The 17,107-nt window shown below is 70.4% G+C and carries 13 protein-coding genes; 7 read left to right on the forward strand and 6 right to left on the reverse strand.

Translation table 11 applies throughout. The features are described 5' to 3' along the window. Nucleotides 1-62: 62 nt before the first annotated feature. From ACFV15_RS42280 to ACFV15_RS42290, 3 genes are read right to left on the reverse strand one after another with little or no spacing between them, the layout of a single operon-like run. Complete coding sequence (locus tag ACFV15_RS42280) at nt 63-722, reverse strand: response regulator transcription factor (protein WP_378358359.1); 660 nt, start codon at nt 720-722, stop codon at nt 63-65. After that, entirely contained in the window at nt 722-1,315 is a 594-nt protein-coding gene (locus tag ACFV15_RS42285) for a LuxR C-terminal-related transcriptional regulator (RefSeq protein ID WP_378358360.1), read from the reverse strand. Before ACFV15_RS42285 ends, ACFV15_RS42280 begins: the two co-directional genes overlap by 1 nt. Then, complete coding sequence (locus ACFV15_RS42290) at nt 1,312-2,943, reverse strand: BTAD domain-containing putative transcriptional regulator (RefSeq protein ID WP_378358362.1); 1,632 nt, start codon at nt 2,941-2,943, stop codon at nt 1,312-1,314. The genes ACFV15_RS42285 and ACFV15_RS42290 overlap by 4 nt, the downstream gene beginning before the upstream one ends. A 64-nt stretch (nt 2,944-3,007) precedes the next feature. Between ACFV15_RS42290 and ACFV15_RS42295 the strand changes: the two genes are divergently transcribed. Genes ACFV15_RS42295 through ACFV15_RS42310 form a run of 4 tightly spaced genes read left to right on the forward strand, consistent with a single transcriptional unit; the run spans nt 3,008 to nt 9,527 of the window. Next, nucleotides 3,008-4,240, forward strand: a complete 1,233-nt coding sequence (locus ACFV15_RS42295) for a sensor histidine kinase (RefSeq protein ID WP_378358363.1) — start codon at nt 3,008-3,010, stop codon at nt 4,238-4,240. A 39-nt stretch (nt 4,241-4,279) separates the two neighbouring features. Beyond that, nucleotides 4,280-6,331, forward strand: a complete 2,052-nt coding sequence (locus ACFV15_RS42300; protein ID WP_378358365.1) for a fibronectin type III domain-containing protein — start codon at nt 4,280-4,282, stop codon at nt 6,329-6,331. Then, on the forward strand, nt 6,328-7,482 hold the full coding sequence (locus ACFV15_RS42305) for a DUF58 domain-containing protein (RefSeq protein WP_378358367.1): 1,155 nt from the start codon (nt 6,328-6,330) through the stop codon (nt 7,480-7,482). The genes ACFV15_RS42300 and ACFV15_RS42305 overlap by 4 nt, the downstream gene beginning before the upstream one ends. After that, nucleotides 7,464-9,527, forward strand: coding sequence for a transglutaminase domain-containing protein (locus ACFV15_RS42310; protein ID WP_378358368.1), 2,064 nt, complete (start codon nt 7,464-7,466; stop codon nt 9,525-9,527). Before ACFV15_RS42305 ends, ACFV15_RS42310 begins: the two co-directional genes overlap by 19 nt. A gap of 234 nt (nt 9,528-9,761) precedes the next feature. Here the strand turns inward: ACFV15_RS42310 and ACFV15_RS42315 are convergent, their stop codons facing one another. After that, entirely contained in the window at nt 9,762-10,967 is a 1,206-nt protein-coding gene (locus ACFV15_RS42315) for a serine/threonine-protein kinase (protein ID WP_378358370.1), read from the reverse strand. A gap of 119 nt (nt 10,968-11,086) precedes the next feature. On the opposite strand from ACFV15_RS42315, the gene ACFV15_RS42320 reads away from it, so the two are divergent. Continuing rightward, the gene (locus ACFV15_RS42320; protein WP_378358372.1) at nt 11,087-13,069 is read left to right on the forward strand and encodes an amino acid transporter; all 1,983 of its coding nucleotides are present in this window, start codon (nt 11,087-11,089) and stop codon (nt 13,067-13,069) included. 1 nt (nt 13,070) lies between these two features. Further along, entirely contained in the window at nt 13,071-13,820 is a 750-nt protein-coding gene (locus tag ACFV15_RS42325) for a ZIP family metal transporter (protein ID WP_378358373.1), read from the forward strand. Between the two features lie 52 nt (nt 13,821-13,872). Here the strand turns inward: ACFV15_RS42325 and ACFV15_RS42330 are convergent, their stop codons facing one another. Beyond that, nucleotides 13,873-15,468 (reverse strand): ABC-F family ATP-binding cassette domain-containing protein, encoded by a 1,596-nt coding sequence (locus ACFV15_RS42330; RefSeq protein ID WP_378358375.1) that lies wholly within the window; start codon nt 15,466-15,468, stop codon nt 13,873-13,875. 228 nt (nt 15,469-15,696) lie between these two features. Further along, nucleotides 15,697-16,440 carry a TetR/AcrR family transcriptional regulator gene (locus tag ACFV15_RS42335; RefSeq protein WP_378358376.1) on the reverse strand — a complete coding sequence of 248 codons (744 nt, stop codon included), beginning with the start codon at nt 16,438-16,440 and terminating at the stop codon, nt 15,697-15,699. A 97-nt stretch (nt 16,441-16,537) separates the two neighbouring features. Here ACFV15_RS42335 and ACFV15_RS42340 point away from each other — a divergent pair, with 97 nt between their 5' ends. Next, nucleotides 16,538-16,999, forward strand: a complete 462-nt coding sequence (locus ACFV15_RS42340) for a VOC family protein (RefSeq protein ID WP_378358378.1) — start codon at nt 16,538-16,540, stop codon at nt 16,997-16,999. Nucleotides 17,000-17,107 lie beyond the last annotated feature (108 nt).

A 17,107-nucleotide genomic window follows, 5' to 3' on the forward strand; every position in this document is an offset into this window, starting at 1 on the left:
TTGTGTATAAGAGACAGTGGTATGGCCGGTTCTAACCGGCCATACCACTCACGACCCGAACCTCAGCTTGGCGTGAGGCGGTAGCCGAGTCCGCGCACCGTTTGGATCACCGCGGGTTCGCGTAGTTTTCGTCGCAGCTGGGCCATCAGTACCTGCAGCACGTTCGAGGCAGGGTCGAGCATCTCGTCCCAGCCGCTGCGCAGGAGGTCCGGCTGGGACACCACCCGGCCTGGGCTCGACATCAGCCGCTCCAGCACCGCGAATTCGGTGCGCGTCAAGGTCAGCAGGACGCCCGCGCGCCGGACCTCGCGGCGGCCGGTGTCCAACGTGAGGTCGCCGCACCGAAGCACCGCGGCGCCACCGTGAGGAGTGCGGCGGCACAGGCTGCGCACGCGGACCACCAGCTCCTCCACCGCGAAGGGTTTCACCAAGTAGTCGTCGCCCGCGCGCAGGCCGGTTACGACGTCGGAGGGTTCGTCGCGGGCCGTGAGGAACAGGACCGGGACCGCCCAGCCGGTGGCGCGCTTCGATGAAACGTACATAAGCGCGTCGCCCGACGGAAGCATCCGGTCGAAGATCGCGCAGTCGTACGAATTCACGTACAACGCCTCGTCGGCGGCAGGCAGATCGGGCACAGCGTCGACCGCCAGGCCTGCCGTGCGCAGTGCCAGCCGGACCGTGAGCCGGATGTCGGGGTCGTCTTCGGTGACCAGTACGCGCATCAGCAGTCCACCAGCCAGCCGCGGTCGGCCGCCTTGGCTCCCGCCTGGAAGCGGCTGCGGGCGCCGAGGCGGGACATGATGTCCGCGACCGTGCGGCGGATCGTGCGTACCGAGACCTCCAGCCGGATCGCGGCCGCCTCGTCGGTGCAGCCCGCCGAGAGCAGGACCAGTAGTTCGCGCTCGCGGGTGGTCAGCTCGGCCGGTGGGGACGAGGGGAACGGGGCCGCGGTGCGCCAGATGCGGGCGAACAACTCGAGCGCGGTCGCGGCGATGTCGGGCAGGTCGAGCACGGCGAACCCCGATGGCGAACCGGGGACGACCGCGATGCTGCCGTCGAGGACCATGGTGTCCGCCGGGATCGTGGGCAGTGTCCGCACGGACGCACCCGCCAGCGAGAGCATGCTCAGCCGGGCGCTCACGGCGGTCGTGAACCTGGCCCGGTCCGGCACGAGTATCCGGTACGTCACCCCGTTCCGGAAGTTGTCGGTCAGCGCCGCGAGGGTGTGTGGTGCCGCGCGCTCGGTGGTCATCGCGATGACTTCGGTGGTCACGGACGAGAGAAAGCCGGTGCGCTGGGGGATGACGACCGTCATCGGGTGACTCCGATCAGTGCCTGGCGTTTGACTTGGTCACGCACGACGATGTGCCAGCTGTACCGGCCGGGCGACGGCTCGATGAGCAGGTGGCGGTCGAACAGCGAGTCCAATACTTGTTGTGCCACTTGGACTTCCAGGCCGGTCAGCTCGGCCGCGGTGACCGCGTCGACCTGGAGGTGGGACGCGCCGAGTGACAGCACGCGCGACTCGAGCGGGGAGAGTGCGCGGAACGCGGAGTCGAACAGGGCGGCGAGTTCGGCCGTGAGGGCGTCGATCGTCCAGAGTGGACGGTTGCGCAGCATGGCCGACACCGCCCTGATCGCCGCGGGCAGTCCGCCGCAGTGGGTGAAGATCTCGCCGGGCGCTCCGGGGAACAGCTGCCGCGCGTAGTGCACGGGAAGCGGTTCCGTCGTCAGCGAGGTCGCGCCTTCCAGCCACAGTGCCCGGTTCCTGGTCGTGATCACGACCGCGCAGCCGGGACTGCCCGGCAGCAGCGGGCGCACCTGGGCGGCGTCGGCCGCGTCGTCGAGCACCAGCAGCAGACGGCGGCCCGCGAGTTCGCCGCGCCACACGGCTTCGCGTTCCTCGGGATCGGCGGGCACCGGGGCGCCTGCCGCGCGCAACAGCCTGGCCAGCACCGTCGACGGCGGCAGGCTGGCGTGGAGGTCGACGAAGAGCTGACCGTCCGGGTAGGCGCTCGCGAACTCGTGGGCCGCGTGCACGGCGAGTGCGGTCTTGCCCGCGCCGGGCATGCCGTCGAGCACCAGCACGGGCACCGCGTTGGATGTGCCGCTCAGCACGGCGCGGATGCGCTCGAGTTCGGGCTCGCGACCCATGAAGTCGGCGACCGTGCGTGGCAGGTCGCGGCGGGTGAGCACGGCCTCGGCGGCCAGCGCGCTCCGGTGCGCGGCGACCAGCTCGGGACCCGGCTCCACGCCCAGTTCCGCGCTCAACACCGAACGCGCGCGCTGAAACGCCGTGAGCGCCTCCGCGCGCTGGCCTGACCGGTGCAGCGCGCGGACCAGCCGCGCCCAGGACTCTTCCCGCAGCGGGTCTTCCTCGGTCAAAACCTGTAGTAGCCGGGCCGCGACGTCATGACGGCCCTGGCAGGCGTAGCCGTCCGCCAGCTTCTCGCGCAGCCGCCGCCGGAGCTGATCGGCACGCGCGACGGCCGAGGCGGTCAGTTCGTCGGGGAGACCCTCGTACGGTTCGCCGCGCCACAGCAGCAACGCCTCGGTCAGACAGGTGACGGCGCCCGCCGCGTCGCCGTCGACGCGTGCGTGATCGGCCGCGGTCTCCAGATTCTCCGCGACGCCGATGTCGAGATCACCCGGTTCGACCCGGATGCGGTACGCGCCGGTCCGGCTGTCGATGCGATGCCCGCCGTGCAGCTCGGTCAGCGTGCGGCGCAGCTGCCAGACATAGGTCTTGAGGTTCTGTTCGGCCGACGCGGGCGTGTCCTGTTCATGCCAGATGACGTCGACCAGCTGATTCACGCCGACCCAGGCGTTAGGGTGCAGGAGCAGCGCGGCGAGCAGGGTGGCCGGTTTCCTGGCGCCTGCCACGGTCGCCGACCCGTTCCGGTCGTAGGCCTCGAACTTGCCGAGCACTCCGTACAACACCACACACCTCCGCGTAACTCCGGCTACCTGAGGATTGGAAGCCAGCAGAGCTGGGAGGGGTCCCCAGATGGGCGTGATCGGCTCCTCGTCGGACCGGCTGCGCGGGCTCCGGCGGGTGCTCACCGTGCTCTTCACCGCGATGAACGCGCTCGGCCTGGTGGTGTTCGCCTGGCTGCTGATCGACGCGGACGCCGCCGACGGCAGGCAACGGCTCGACGCGGAGCTGAGCCGGATCAGCTCGACCGTGCTGCGGCTGATCGAGGCGGACGGCCGGTACGAGGCCAACGATCCGCTCAACGACCGCTGCCCGCAGTTCGCGGTCGTGCCGGTCGACCCGGCGCGCTTCAGCCAATACACCAGCAAGCGCCGCTGTATGCCGGTCGACGAGGCGATGCCGCGCGCGCTCGCCGCCGAGGCCGTCGGCAAGCACACGCAGCTCACCGGCTACGGGAAAGCGTTGGACGGTAGGGAAATCCGGGTCATGGCGGAGCCGTTCCGGGTGCGCTCGGGTGAGTATGTCGGCGCCGTGGTCGCGATCGCCGACGCGGAACCCGAGTCAGTCAGGCACAACCGGATGCTGCTGCAGGTGTGCGGTGGCTGTGCGGTGCTCATCGGCGGGCTCGGACTGGCAGGGCACGTGCTCGCCGGCCGGGCGATGCGGCCCGCGACCAGCGCGTTGCGCGAGCAGGAGCTGATGCTCGGGGAGGTCGCGCACGATCTGCGCGCGCCGGTCGCGAAACTGCGTGTGCTGGCCGAAACCGCGCAGCGGCACCCGGATCTGCGGCCCGAACTGCTGCCCCGGGCGGTCAAGCTGGCGGGCGAGATGGGCGGCATCATCGACGGCTCGCTGCTGCGCGCCAGAGTCGCGGCCGGCGCTGAGAAACCGGCGTTCGAACCGGTCTGGCTCGACCAGCTGGTGGAGGGCATGGTCGAGGACACGCAGGCCGACGACACCGAGGTCATCGTCACGACCCAGGCGGCGAAGGTCGACGCCGACCCGGTGCTGCTACGCCGCGCACTGCGAAACCTGCTGGTCAACGCGCTCCGACATGCGAGGAGCGTCGTTCGGGTTTCCGTGCTCGCCGACGGCAGGGTCCTGGTGGCCGACGACGGCCCCGGCGTCGATCCCGAGATCACCGCGAAGATGTTCGAGCCGTTCGCCAGCGGCGGCGGCTCGTCGGGTCTCGGCCTCGGCATCGTCCGCTGGGTGGCGCTGGCGCACGGCGGGACCCTGCGGGTGTTCAACGCCGAGGAGGGCGGCGCGATCTTCGAGCTGGCCTTGCCGCTCAGCGACGCGTGAATGTATCGAGAATGGACCGGCGTTCGTACGCTCTCGAGGGTGAGCCGAGGTGGAAGGGGGCGCCGCGCGGCGAAGACCCCCGGTGCGTTGATCGTTCTTGCCTGTGCCGCAGTGCTGACCGTGGCGCTCACCGGTGCGACGAAACCGTTGTCCGGCATGGAGTTCGGCCAGGACGGGCACTGGGTGCTGAACGCCGCGGCCGGTCTGGTGTTCCATGTGGACGGTGCGAGCAAGTACGTCGACGCCGCCGCGCCGATGCCGGGTGCCGACCAGGGCAGCCAGGTCGTCCAGGGTGACACCGGCGGCTTCGTGGTCGGCAACTCGAAGGTCACGGAGTTCGGGAAGTCCTCGCTCACGCCCGGGGACACCAAGCCGCTGACCGAACGGCCCGTCGCGCTCGAGGTCACCGGCGGGCCGTATCTGGTTTTCCGGCAGGCCGGAACCGTGACCAGGCTGGGCAAGCCGCCGCTCACCATCCCCGGCGACGGCAAGCTCGGCACTCCGGTCGTCACCCGCGAGGGTTCGCTGTGGCTGCACCGGATCGACCGCAGCGCGCTGTGCGAGCTGCCTAAGGGCGCCGACCGGCTCGCCTGCCCCGTCGCGGTCCCCAGTGGACACTCCGGCGCGCTCACCGTCGCGAACGGCCATCCCTCCTTTGTGGACACCACGACCGACGCGCTGCGCGAGATCACGCCCAGCGGCCTCGGCGATCCGGTGTCACTCGGCGTCGACCTGCCCGCTGACGTGCTGGTCGCGTCGACCGATGTCGGCGGCAAGGTCGCGGCGCTCGACCAGCGTGGCAAACGGCTGTACCTGATGGACCGGACCGGTGGGAAATCGTTCGAACTCGACGGGAATTACGCCGGGATCGCCTCCTCCGGTTCGGTGGTCGCCTTGGTGGACAAGGACAAGAACCAGCTGGTCACCTACGGCGGCGACGGCGTGAAGCGCGACGATCGGCCGATTCCCGGCGGTGACGCGCCCGTCCCGCTGGTCAAGGGCGAGGACGGCCGGGTCTATGTGGACAGTGCCGACGGCGCCCATGTGCTGGTGGTGGACCAGGACGGCGCGGTCAGCCCGGTGCAGGCCACCGGAGTCGGCAAGAACCCGGAACCGGTCCCACAGCCCGATCCCGCCAAGCCGGATCCGATCAAGCCCGATCCAGGTCCCGGACCCGAGCCGAAACCGAAGGACGTCCGCAAACCCGAGGCACCCAAGGCGCCGGTGGCGCCCGCGAGCCCACCGGGTGCACCGGGAGCGGTCACCGCGAGCGCGGGCGACGGCTCGGCGACGGTGAAATGGTCGGCGGCCAATCCCAACGGCGCGCCCATCACCGGCTACCGCGTGAGTTGGCCAGGCGGCTCGAAGACGCTCGGCGGCGGCACGCGCACGACCACGATCACCGGTCTGGAGAACGGGACCTCGTACGTCTTCACCGTCGAGGCCATCAACAGGGCGGGCACCGGCTCCGGGGCCGATTCCGCCCCGGTGACCCCGAAAAACGTGGCGAAGCCACCCGGCAAACCCGGAAGCCTCAAGATCGCCATCAAGACCGGCGACACCGACGCGAAGGTCAGCTGGACCGCCGCCGCGGCCAACGGCTCGCCGGTCACCGCTTATCACGTCAAGTGGAACCGGGCCGACGGCAAGGGCGCCACCAGTCGCGAACTGTCCGGCGACATGCGATCCACAGTGATCGAGGACGTCGGCATCGAGAGCCCGCTGACGGTGACCGTCACCGCCGAGAACGCCAATGGTGTCGGGCCCGCCGCGACCGCGACCAAGAGCAAGGGCGACGAACCCGACGTCAAGCGCTCGGCTGTGGTCTCGCGTGGCAAGGACACCACGGCCGAGAAATGCGATCCGCCTGTCTGCGGCTTCATGCGTATCGTGCTGAAGGGGTTCACCCCTGGCCCGATCACGATCACCGCGATGACCTCGGACCAGGGCCCGCATGGCAGCAAGCCGTTCACCGTCAAGGCCGACGGGACCTTGACCGTCGAGGCTTTCTCGATGGGCACGCCTGATCGCTACGTCTGGGTGGTCGCGGACGGCTTCGAGTCGAATCACTACCTGTGGCCGCCCTCATGAGGTTCACCCGGCGCGGCTGGGCGGTGGCCGCCTCCGCACCGCTCGCCTACGGCATCGGGGAATGGGCCGGTTACCCGCTTTTCCGTGCGCTGGCGGGAATCGCGCTCGGTGCGCTGCTCGCGGCCGTGCTCACGACGTTCCGGCGCCCGGACGTGACCGTCCGGCGTGAACTCGAACCCGATCACGTCGAGCGGGGCACGCCCGCACTCGCCCGACTGCTCGTGAGCAATAACGGTGACCGGCGGCAGCCGGGCTTCACCGCGCGGGAACGGGTCGAACGCGGGGAGTTCGTCACGGTCGCCGTCCGCCCGCTCTCGCCGGAGGAAGAGGTGCCGTACCACTACGAACTGCCCACCAGCGCGCGTGGCAAGCTGACCGTCGGCCCGCTCGTGCTCGAACGGTCCGACCCGTTCGGCCTGCTCCGGCGTCCACTCCCGGCGGGTGACACGGCGACGTTGTGGGTGCGCCCGAAGGTGCGTCCCGCGCGGTCGTGGGCAGGCGGGCACCCGCGTCATCACCACGAGGGCCCGACCACGGACGACGCGTTGCGCGGGTCGGCGGATCTGCGGGACGTGCGCCCGTATGTGCTCGGCGACGAGGTTCGGCATCTGCATTGGAAGGCGACCGCGCGGACCGGGCGGCTGATGGTCCGCGACTACGTCGACCCGGATCAGCCGAGGTTCACCCTGATGCTCGACACTCGGCCGAAAGTGTTGTCGGACAAGGAATTCGAGGAGGCCGTCGACGTGGCGGCCTCGCTGGTGACAGCCTCAACAATGGCCGGTCACCGCTGCCGGATGCTCACCTCGGCGGGCCGTGATCTGCCGACTTCCGGCGGCGCGCACGCGGCACGGCAGCTGCTGGACGTGTTGTGCGAGGTCCAGCAGGCGCCGGGCGTGCTGGCACTGCCCAAGTCCGGATCGGAGGGCGGCTGCCTGGTCGTCGTCACCGGACGGCTGCGCGAGCCGGATCTGCGTGAACTCGCCGCGCTGCGGCCGAGGTTCGCGTCGATGGTCCTGCTGGGTGTCGGCACGCATGGCCTTGGCATGCAAGGACTCGGTGTGCACGGCGTCGACGGGGTACCCGGAGCGCGTGCGATCAGCGCGGTCGACGCGGGGGAGGCGGTGCGGCGGTGGAACGCGATCGCGTGAGCGTGGCGTGCGTGCTGGCCGCCGCCGCGGGCGCCGGGCTGCTGTTCGGCCCGGTTTTCGGCCCGGCCGCGGTGTTACTGCCGGTGGCCGCGGTCGCGGCGGTGGCCTTCGGCGCGGTCGAACTGAGCAAGCGGGTGCCCGCGCTCACGGCGTGGCGGCCGGTGCTCGTACTGGTCGGCGGCCTGCTCGCGGTGATCGAAACGACGCTGGCGGACACGACGCTCGCGGGTTTGCCGACGGGCGAGACGATGCGCGCGCTCGTCGACGGCATGGCGCACTCGTGGCAGCTGACGTTGCAGTCGACCTGGCCGATGCGGCCGGACCTGATGGTGTTCGTGCCGCTGGCGGTGGTGCTCGCCTGCGTGCTCGGGGTCGAGCTGCTGCACTGGGTGCGCGCGCCGCTGGTCGCGCTGCTGCCGAGCTTGGCCGTCGCCGGGTTGAGCCAGGCGTACAGCGCGCTGACCGGTCCCGTGGCGGTCGCGGCCGCGCTGGGGTTCGCCGTGGTGGCGGGCGCGCTGATCTGGACGGGCAGGCGGATGGTCCTGCTGCTGCCCGCGGTGCTGTGCGTGGCGGGCGCGGTCGCGCTGACCGTCGCCGATCCCGCCGACCGGCAGCCGTACTCGCTGCGGCAGACCGCACCACTGGACGCGGCGCCGGTGGCGGGCCCGCTGACCGGAATCGCGGCCAGGCTGGCGAATCCGGCGGTCCCGGTGTTCAGCTACCGCGGCGACCCGCGCGTCGATCGCTGGTCGCTGGCCGTGCTGGACCGCTTCGACGGCGTGAACTGGTCGGCGGACGGCGTGCTGCGGCGGATGGGCACCGAGCTGACGCCACGGGTCACCGTGCCGACGACCTCCCGCACCGCCACGGTCAAGGTCGACGGCCAGACCGGGCCGTGGCTGCCGAGCCAGGACTGGCCCGCCACGGTCACCGGGGTCGAGCCGCTGGTCGACGAGGCCCGCGGCTCGCTCGTGAACCCCGCGCCCGGCCGCGCGGAGTACACGATCACCTGGCGTGAACCACAAGCCCCGTCGCTCGTCGACCTGGCCATCGACCCGGACGCGCCCGGCGGGCTCGGCTCGGTCGGCGAGGTGCCACCCGGTATCGCCGAACTGGCCGAGCGGGCGGCCGGCGGGGTGCGCCCGTCGTTCCAGGCCGCGCTGGCGCTGGAACGGTTTCTCAGCACCAATTACCAGGTCGCGAAGGAGCCGGGGCTGCCGACCGGGCACGGCTGGCCGCAGCTGCGCCGGTTCCTGCTCGACGAGCGGCGCGGCACCAGCGAGCAGTTCGCCGCCGCGTACGTCGCGCTCGCGCGGATCAAGGGCATCCCCGCGCGGCTGGTCGTCGGCTACCGCGCGCCCGCGGCGCCGTCGGCGGACGGGACGTACGTGGTGCACAACGGCGATGTGCTCGCCTGGCCGGAAGTGGCGGTGCGCGGCGTCGGCTGGGTCCCGCTCGACCCGACCGGCAGCGCCAGGCCCAGCGGCGCCGGCGGTCTCGCGGCGGCGGCCGCGGCGGCCAGGACCGAGCTGCCGAAGACGGACCAGCTCAAAGATCCGGTCGCGCCGCCCGGCGAACCGGCCGAAGACGAGACATCGGACGACACCTGGAACTGGCCGGTGACGCTCGCGGCCGGTGCGGCCGGGCTCGGCGGCCTGCTGGCCGTGTGGCTGCTCGGCGTGCCGCTGGTGACGACCCTTCGTGCGGGCCGGCGCCGCCGCCGTACCGGGCCGGCCGCCGTGTTCGGCGCGTGGGCCGAGGCGCGCGACAGGTTGCGTGCGCACGGCGTGCCGATCACGCCAGGGATGACCGTCCGCGACCTCGCGAGGTCCGCGCATCCGTCCGTCGACATGTCCACAGTGGACGGCTTGGCCGCGCTGGCGGTGACCGTGGATACCGCGCTGTGGTCCGGCGTTCCGGCAACGCAAGCGCTTGCGGACGAAGCGTGGTCCGCGGTCCGGACCGTCCGCAAAGGACTGGCGCGCCGTCCGATCCGAGCCAGGCTGCGCGCCGCCGTCGACGCCCGCGTCCTGCTACGCCCTTAGGTGGCTCCGCCTGGGCGCGCTGGTGTGCGGTCCGAACCCTGTGAAGGGAGCCTTCATACAGCTATGCGTTGTGAAGGCTCCCTTCACACGGCTATGCCTCAGGGGCCCGGCAAAGTCGGCGTTCAGGCAGCCGGAGGGAACGAACGGGGCGTATGTGTCGCTCAGCGTTGCATAAGTGGCGTTTGTGCGTTCAGTCGACCGAGATGGGCGACTTTGCCGGGGACCCGGGGGTGGCTAGCGGCAGTCGGCGCCGCGCAGCGGCTGGGGCTTGCTCGTGACCACGCCCGTCGGGTCGGTGGCCTGGATTTGGAAACAGTACTTCAGGCCCGGCTCGACCCGGACGGTCAGAGAGCGGTTGTACTCCGCCTTCTCGATTCTCAGCTTGTCCTCGCCCTCGATCAGTACCGAGAAGAAGAAGCCGTCCGGCGCGCGCCAGGTGAGTTCGACGGTGTCGTCGTGGTCGATCGGCGGGTTCAGTTCCAGCAAGATGGGTGCGCTGGTCATGGTCGTGGGTGGCGGCAGCGCGGGTGGTGGCACCGGCTTGTCGTTGAACAGCAGCACCCTGGCCAGCACCAGCGCCGCGACACCGCCCGTGATCGCGATCGCCGTGACCTGTCTCGCCCGCCGGCGCCGGGGGTCCACTGAGGACGGTCCGATCTCGGCGATCGGCTCGCCCAGCAGTGCGGGGTCCAGAGTGGACTCGCCGCCTGCCAGCAGCTCGGCCGCCTCGCCGATGCTGGGGCGTCGCGAGGGTTCCTTGTCGAGCAGCTTCGCGATCAGGGCGACCAGGTCGGCGGGCACGTCCGTGCGCTCGATCGGCGGGACCGGCTCGCCGAGTATGCGCAGGATCCGCGCACCCGGCCGCTCGCCGATAACGGCAGGGAACGGCGATGCCCCGGTGAGCGCGAAGTAGAGCACGGCGCCGAGTCCGTAGAGGTCCGACTGCTCGTTTCTGAGGCCCATGCGCAAGGTTTCGGGTGCGAGGTAGTCCACAGGGGACTCCGCGAACCGGTGCCGCAAGGTCAGCCCGAAGTCGGCGACGACGGGCTCGCCGGAGTCGCGCAGCAGGACGTTGTGCGGGCTCAGCCCGCCGTGCACGACACCGGCCCGGTGCGCGGCGGCCAGCGCGGTCGTCACGGCGCCGCCGACCGCGGCCGTGTCGTCGGCCGAGAGCGCGCCGATCTCGTCGACCAGCCCGGCGAGCGACCGCGCGCAGCGGGGCATGAGCAGCGCGATCCGGCCGTCCGGTAGCTCCCGGATGTCCTCTACGCGCAGTATCGACGGGACGTGGCGCAGCTTCGACTGCTCGCGGTCGAACGCGGACCGGGTCTGGGGATCGAGCGATCCGGGGAACACCTTGATGGCGAGTCCGGCGCCGTCCGCGTAGACGGACGCGGCCGGGCCCTCGCCGAGAAGAACCAGGTCAGCAGGTGTGGTCATGGCCAGAGGAACGTTAGTGTGCCGCGGCCGGGACCCGTCCCGGCCGGACGCGGCGCGCTGTGGCGGGCGTGATCGGGCATGCTTACCGCCGTGCGCGATCATCGAGGGGAAGAGACGGCATGAGCACCCAACCTGAACTGGCGGTACCGGCGCGGGTGGACAGTCCCGCCGCGACGCACGCACCGCACGGCAAGCTGGCGCGCTGGATGCTGGAGCATCGGGTCGCTCCCGTGGGCGCGGGCAGCGACGAGGGCCACGGCAAGCCGGAGGCCTGGTGGAAGGTCATGTGCCTGACGGGCGTCGACTACTTCTCCACGTTGTCCTACCTGCCGGGTATCGCCGCGCTGGCCGCGGGCGCGCTGTCCCCGCTGGCGACGTTGCTGATCGTCGCGCTGACGTTGTTCGGCATGCTGCCGATGTACTGGCGCGTGGCGAAGGAGAGCCCGCACGGCCAGGGCTCGGTCGCCATGCTGGAGGACCTGCTGCCGTTCTGGCGCGGCAAGCTCTTCGTGCTGGTGCTGCTCGGGTTCGTCGCCACCTCGTGGATCATCACGATCACACTGTCCGCAGCGGACGCTTCGGTGCACGCGCTGGAGAACCCGCACATCCCCGGTTTCCTGCACGGGCAAGAGGTGATCGTCACCGTCGTGCTGCTGCTGATACTCGGCGGCGTGTTCCTGATGGGCTTCAGCGAGGCCGTCGGCGTGGCGATCCCGCTGGTCGCGGTCTTCCTGGTGCTCAACGCCGTGGTCGCGGTCGGCGGGGTGATCGAGGTGTTCGCCTCCGATGGCGCGCTGCAGTCCTGGCTCGACGCGCTGACCTCGGGCGGCGGCGGGTTCGGCGGGGTGATCGGCCCGGCGATCCTGGCGTTCCCGTTGCTGGTGCTCGGTTTGTCCGGCTTCGAGACCGGCGTCAGCATGATGCCGTTGATCGCGTCCAAGGGTAAGAGCGCCGAGGAACGGATGCAGGACCGCATCCGCAACACGCGCAGGCTGCTCACCACCGCCGCGCTGATCATGTCGGTCTACCTCGTCGCGACCAGCTTCATCACCACCGTGCTGGTGCCGAAGGAGAAGTTCGCCGCAGGCGGCGAGGCCAACGGCCGCGCGCTCGCCTATGTCGCGCACGAGCTGTTCGGCGAATGGTTCGGCACCGCCTACGACATCAGCAGCATCCTGATCCTGTGGTTCGCGGGCGCGTCGGCGATGGCCGGTCTGATCAACATCGTGCCGCGCTACCTCCCGTCCTACGGCATGGCGCCGGAATGGGGCCGCGCCGTCCGGCCGGTCGTGATCGTGTACACGCTGATCTGCGTCGTGCTGACACTGATCTTCGAGGCCGACGTCGACGCGCAGGCAGGCGCGTACGCCACCGGCATCCTGGCGATGATGGTGTCCGGCTCGGTCGCCGTGACCATCTCGGCCGCCCGGTCGAGGCAGCGCCGCGCGTCCATCGGCTTCAGCGTGCTCACGCTGATCCTGGTCTACGCGCTGGTGGCCAACGTGATCGAGAAGCCGGACGGCATCACGATCTCCGCGTTCTTCATCCTCGGCATCGTGGTGATCTCGCTGATCTCCCGGGTCACGCGCACGACCGAGCTGCGCGTCGAGCACATCGAGTTCGACGAGGCGGCGCGTCGGTTCATCACCGACTCGATCGAGCACGACGGCGCGCTGACGATCATCGCCAACCGCCGCCAGGCAGGCGACGTCGCCGAGTACACGGACAAGGAGGCCGAGCAGCGCGGGATGAACCCGGTGTCCGACGCGGCGGACATCGTGTTCCTCGAGATCGACGTGGTCGACCCGTCCGAGTTCAGCGACGTGCTCCGGGTGACCGGTGTCGAGGTCGGCGGCTTCCGCATTCTCCGCGCGGGCAGCCCCGCCGCGCCCAACGCGATCGCCGCCATTCTCCTCGCGCTGCGCGACGCGACCGGCGTGAAACCCCAGTGCCACTTCGAATGGAGCGAGGGCAGCCCGCTCGCGCACCTGTTCAGGTACCTGATCCTCGGCCGCGGTGACACTCCGCCGGTGGTCCGCGAGATCCTGCGCACCAGCGAGCCGGACCCGGCTCGCCGACCCGGCATCCACGTCGGCGGCTGAGATGCCCCAGTGGCTGGAAGCGGGCTGGTGGGGCCTCGTCGGCGGGGCCGCGCTGGTCGCGGGCGCCGCCGTCGCCTGGTTCATCCGGGTACCCCGGTGGCTGGTCGCCGCGGTGATGGCGTTCGGTGCCGGTGTGCTCATCTCGGCGTTGTCGTTCGGCCTGATGGACGAGGCCGAGCGCACCGGCGGCCTGCTGCCGACCGCGCTGGGTTTCCTCGGCGGCGCGGGCGCGTACGTGCTCGCCGACGGCCTGCTGTCGCGTAAAGGCGCCAAGCACCGCAAGCGTTCCGGAGACCAGCAGGCCCGCGAGGCCGACGTGGCGGGCAGCGGAACGGCCATCGCGGTCGGCGCGCTGCTCGACGGCGTCCCGGAATCGGTGGTACTGGGCGTTTCCCTGCTCGACGGCGGCACGGTCGGCGTCGCGATGCTGGCTGCGGTCATCATCTCCAACCTGCCAGAAGGGCTGTCGAGCGCGGCCGGAATGAAGCAGGCGGGCCGCAGCGCGCGCTACGTTTTCGGCGTCTGGATCGGGATCGCGGTCGCGTCGGGCCTGGCTTCGACCCTCGGGTATCTGGGCCTGCGCGGGGCTTCCCCGGCGACGATCGCGCTCATCACGGCCATCGCCGCAGGCGCGATCCTGGCGATGATCGCCGACACGATGATCCCGGAAGCGTTCGAACGCACCCAGATCTTCACCGGCCTGATCACGGTCTTGGGCTTCCTCACCGCGTTCACCATCGACCGGCTGTAGGGAGGTCGTGAGTGGTATGGCCGGTTCTAACCGGTCATACCACTCACGAACCCTAATGCTCGGTGAGCTTGCCGTCCGCGAGTTCCAGGCGGCGCTGGATGCCGATCTCCGCCAGGAACCGGTCGTCGTGGCTGACCACGATGAACGCGCCGCGGTAGGCGTTGAGCGCGCTGGTCAGCTGCTCGACGCTGGCGAGGTCGAGATTGTTGGTCGGCTCGTCCAGCAGCAGTAGCTGCGGTGCGGGTTCGGCGCACAGGACGCACAGCAACGTCGCACGCAGTCGCTCGCCGCCGGACAGCACACCGACCGGCAGGTTGGCGCGTTCGCCGCGAAAGAGGAAGCGCGCCAACAGGTTCATCGTGTCCGACGGCGGCAGCGTCGGCGCGAACTCGCGCAGGTTCTCCAGCGTGGTGCGGTCGAGATCGAGCAGGTCCAGCCGCTGCGAGAGGAAGGCGATGCGGCCTTCGGCACGGCTCATCAGGCCGACGTCCGGCTCGAGCTGGCCGCCGACGACCTGCAGCAGTGTCGACTTGCCGACGCCGTTCGCGCCGGTGAGCGCGATCCGTTCCGGTCCGCGGATCGCCAGGTTCAGCTCGGCGAACAGGTCGCGGACGCGCAGCCGTTCGCCGTGGAAGACCATGCGACCGGCCGGAACGGTGGTGTTGGGCAAGGAAAGCGCGAGCGTCTGGTCGTCACGCAGCGCACGGCCAGCTTCGTCCACTTTGGCCTTCGCGGCCTCGGCTCGCTGGGTGTGCATGTCGTTCGCCTTGCCTGCGGACTCCTGGGCCTTGCGCTTCACGGTGCCCTGGATGATCCGCGGGATGTCGGCGTTGGTGCGTGCCCCGGTGCTCGCGCGGCGGGCGGCGCGTTCACGGGCCTGCTGCAGCTCGCGTTTCTCCCGCTTGAGTTCCTGCTCGGCGTTGCGGAGGTTCTTCTCCGCGACCTCGCGCGCGGACTGTTTCGCGGCCTCGTAGTCCGAGAAGTTGCCGCCGTGGAAGCGCAGCTGCCCGCGGTCGAGCTCGGCGATCCGGTCCATCCGGTCGAGCAGCTCCCGATCATGGCTGACCAGCAGCAAGCAGCCTTTCCAGTCACCGAGCACGTCGTGCAGCCGTCGCCGCGCGTCGCGGTCGAGGTTGTTGGTCGGCTCGTCGAGCAGCAGGACATCGGGCTGTTTCAGCAGCTGAGCGGCCAGCCCGAGCGAAACGATCTGGCCGCCGCTGAGCGTGCCCAGCGGCCGGTCGAGCGCGACGTCCCCGAGCCCGAGCCGGTCCAGCCCGGCGCGTGCGCGTTCCTCGATGTCCCAGTCAGCGCCGACGACGGTGAAGTGCTCTTCGCTGGCGTCTCCGGACTCGATGGCGGCGAGCGCGCGGACGATCGGCGCGATCTCCAGCACCTCGGCGACGGTCGGCTCGCCCGTCAACGGCAGGGTCTGGGGGAGATAGCCGAGCACGCCGTCGACCGTGACACTGCCGCCGAGCGGCTCGTACTCACCCGCGATCAGCTTGAGCAGCGTGCTCTTGCCCGCGCCGTTGGGAGCGACCAGGCCGGTGCGGCCCGCGCCGACGCTGAAGCTCAGGTCCTCGAAGACCGGGGTCCCGTCCGGCCAGGAGAAGGACAGGGAGGAACAGACGACAAAGGTTTTGGACATGGCGAAGGCTTTCGTGCGAGAACGGACGAGGTGAGGGCATGACAAGCGGCGGTGGCGCCTGTCTGCGCACCGCTGCTCCTACGCCGGTTCACCCGGAGATATCGTCCTCGGCCACCATCATGATCACCGACGATAACAGCCAGGCGCCCGCCGGTCGCGTTGATTTCGCCGGCGTGCGAAGCTCCTCGGCCTGCGCCGGGTCGAGTTCGCCGAAGCACCTGACCGCGACTATTTGCCCCGCACGAAGGATTCGATGCCGTCGAGGACGCGCTGCAGTCCGAACTCGAAGGCGTGCTCGGCGTCGTGCACGCCGTTGTAGTGCGTGGTCGCCGCGGTGCCGACGCGGATGGCCAGCGCGTAACGCTCATGGTCGAGCACCCGGTCCAGGTGTGGCGCGAGCGTGGACCACCATCCGTCGTCGCTCTGGCCGGAGCGTTCGGACAGCGTCTTCCACTCGACAAGGCTCGCGGTCGCGTCCCGGATGTAGCCCAGCACCAGTGTCAACGCCGAGTCCATCTCGACATCGGTGAGCCCGATTCCGTCGAGCGCCTGCAATTCGGCGTTGTACTTGGCGAAGACGCCAGGGCCCAGCGGCGGCCGCCGGGGGAAGAGCGTCAGCAGCCAGGGGTGCCGTTCGAACAGCGCGCGGTTGACGCGGGCGACCTGTTCCAGCCGGGATCGCCAGTCTTCATCACCGATTTCGTACTCGGCTTCGGCGCTGACCCGGTCGACCATGACGTCGAGCAGTTCCACCTTGCCGGGCACGTGCCGGTACAGCGACATCGTGCCGACACCCAGCCGCTCGGCGACGCGCCGCATCGACAGGCTGTCCAGCCCCTGGGCGTCGGCGACCTCGATCGCCGCCTTCACGACCTGGCCGAGGCTCAGTTCGGGCTTGCGGCCGAGACCGGACCGCTCCCGCGTGTCCCACAAGAGCTCCAGCGTGCGAACCGGGTCCCCGGCAGTGGCCATTGGACGTCCTCCCTCATTTGCGTGTACCGTACCCAATCTAGTTAGCGTACGCCGTACTCGAATTGAGCTCGGCGATCTGAGTGAGGAGAATGCCGTGGTGGCAGCAGCTTTTCGGGTAGGTCTGCGGGTCGGCGACGTGGTGGCCGCCGCGCGGTTCTACGGCGGCTTCGGCTTCGGCGAGGTCGGCAGCATCCCTGGTCCCGGCGGCGAGCCGGTGATGACGATCCTCAGCCGCGGTGAGGTGCAGCTGATCGTCGACGCGCTGGTGGGCATGCCGTTCCCCGACAGCGAGCGTGAGCGCCGAACCCAAGAGGGGCCTCGCGGGCTCGGCGTGGCCATCGGCCTCGGCGTCGACGACCTCGCCACGAGCTACGAGTACTGCCAGGCCGCCGGGTGCACGATCACCTCGGAGCCGATGGACGAGGCATGGGGCGACCGCGTCTTCGAGTGCATCGATCCGTTCGGCTACCAGTGGGAGTTTTCCCAGCCCATCAAGGACTGGGACGCGAGCGCCGGGCTGGCGGCCGCCGGAGAGAGCTGGTTCGGCAAGGACTCGTGAGTGTTGCCGACGGTTATTGCGCGGAAAGCCGAATGTGGCTGGCTGGTGAGGGACTCCTTCACCACGTCCGGCGGGGTGCCCGCAAGCCTCGGGCGGGCTTGAAGTGAG

The organism is Amycolatopsis sp. NPDC059657 (genome assembly GCF_042734395.1).
Taxonomy (GTDB): Bacteria; Actinomycetota; Actinomycetes; order Mycobacteriales; family Pseudonocardiaceae; genus Amycolatopsis.

Excerpts from the sequence above, each read along its gene's own strand:
- ACFV15_RS42330 (WP_378358375.1), bottom strand. The coding sequence starts at position 15,468 with ATGTCCAAAACCTTTGTCGTCTGTTCCTCCCTGTCCTTCTCCTGGCCG.
- ACFV15_RS42335 (WP_378358376.1), bottom strand. The coding sequence starts at position 16,440 with ATGGCCACTGCCGGGGACCCGGTTCGCACGCTGGAGCTCTTGTGGGAC.
- ACFV15_RS42325 (WP_378358373.1), top strand. The coding sequence starts at position 13,071 with ATGCCCCAGTGGCTGGAAGCGGGCTGGTGGGGCCTCGTCGGCGGGGCC.
- ACFV15_RS42315 (WP_378358370.1), bottom strand. The coding sequence starts at position 10,967 with ATGACCACACCTGCTGACCTGGTTCTTCTCGGCGAGGGCCCGGCCGCG.
- ACFV15_RS42295 (WP_378358363.1), top strand. The coding sequence starts at position 3,008 with ATGGGCGTGATCGGCTCCTCGTCGGACCGGCTGCGCGGGCTCCGGCGG.
- ACFV15_RS42285 (WP_378358360.1), bottom strand. The coding sequence starts at position 1,315 with ATGACGGTCGTCATCCCCCAGCGCACCGGCTTTCTCTCGTCCGTGACC.
- ACFV15_RS42305 (WP_378358367.1), top strand. The coding sequence starts at position 6,328 with ATGAGGTTCACCCGGCGCGGCTGGGCGGTGGCCGCCTCCGCACCGCTC.
- ACFV15_RS42280 (WP_378358359.1), bottom strand. The coding sequence starts at position 722 with ATGCGCGTACTGGTCACCGAAGACGACCCCGACATCCGGCTCACGGTC.
- ACFV15_RS42320 (WP_378358372.1), top strand. The coding sequence starts at position 11,087 with ATGAGCACCCAACCTGAACTGGCGGTACCGGCGCGGGTGGACAGTCCC.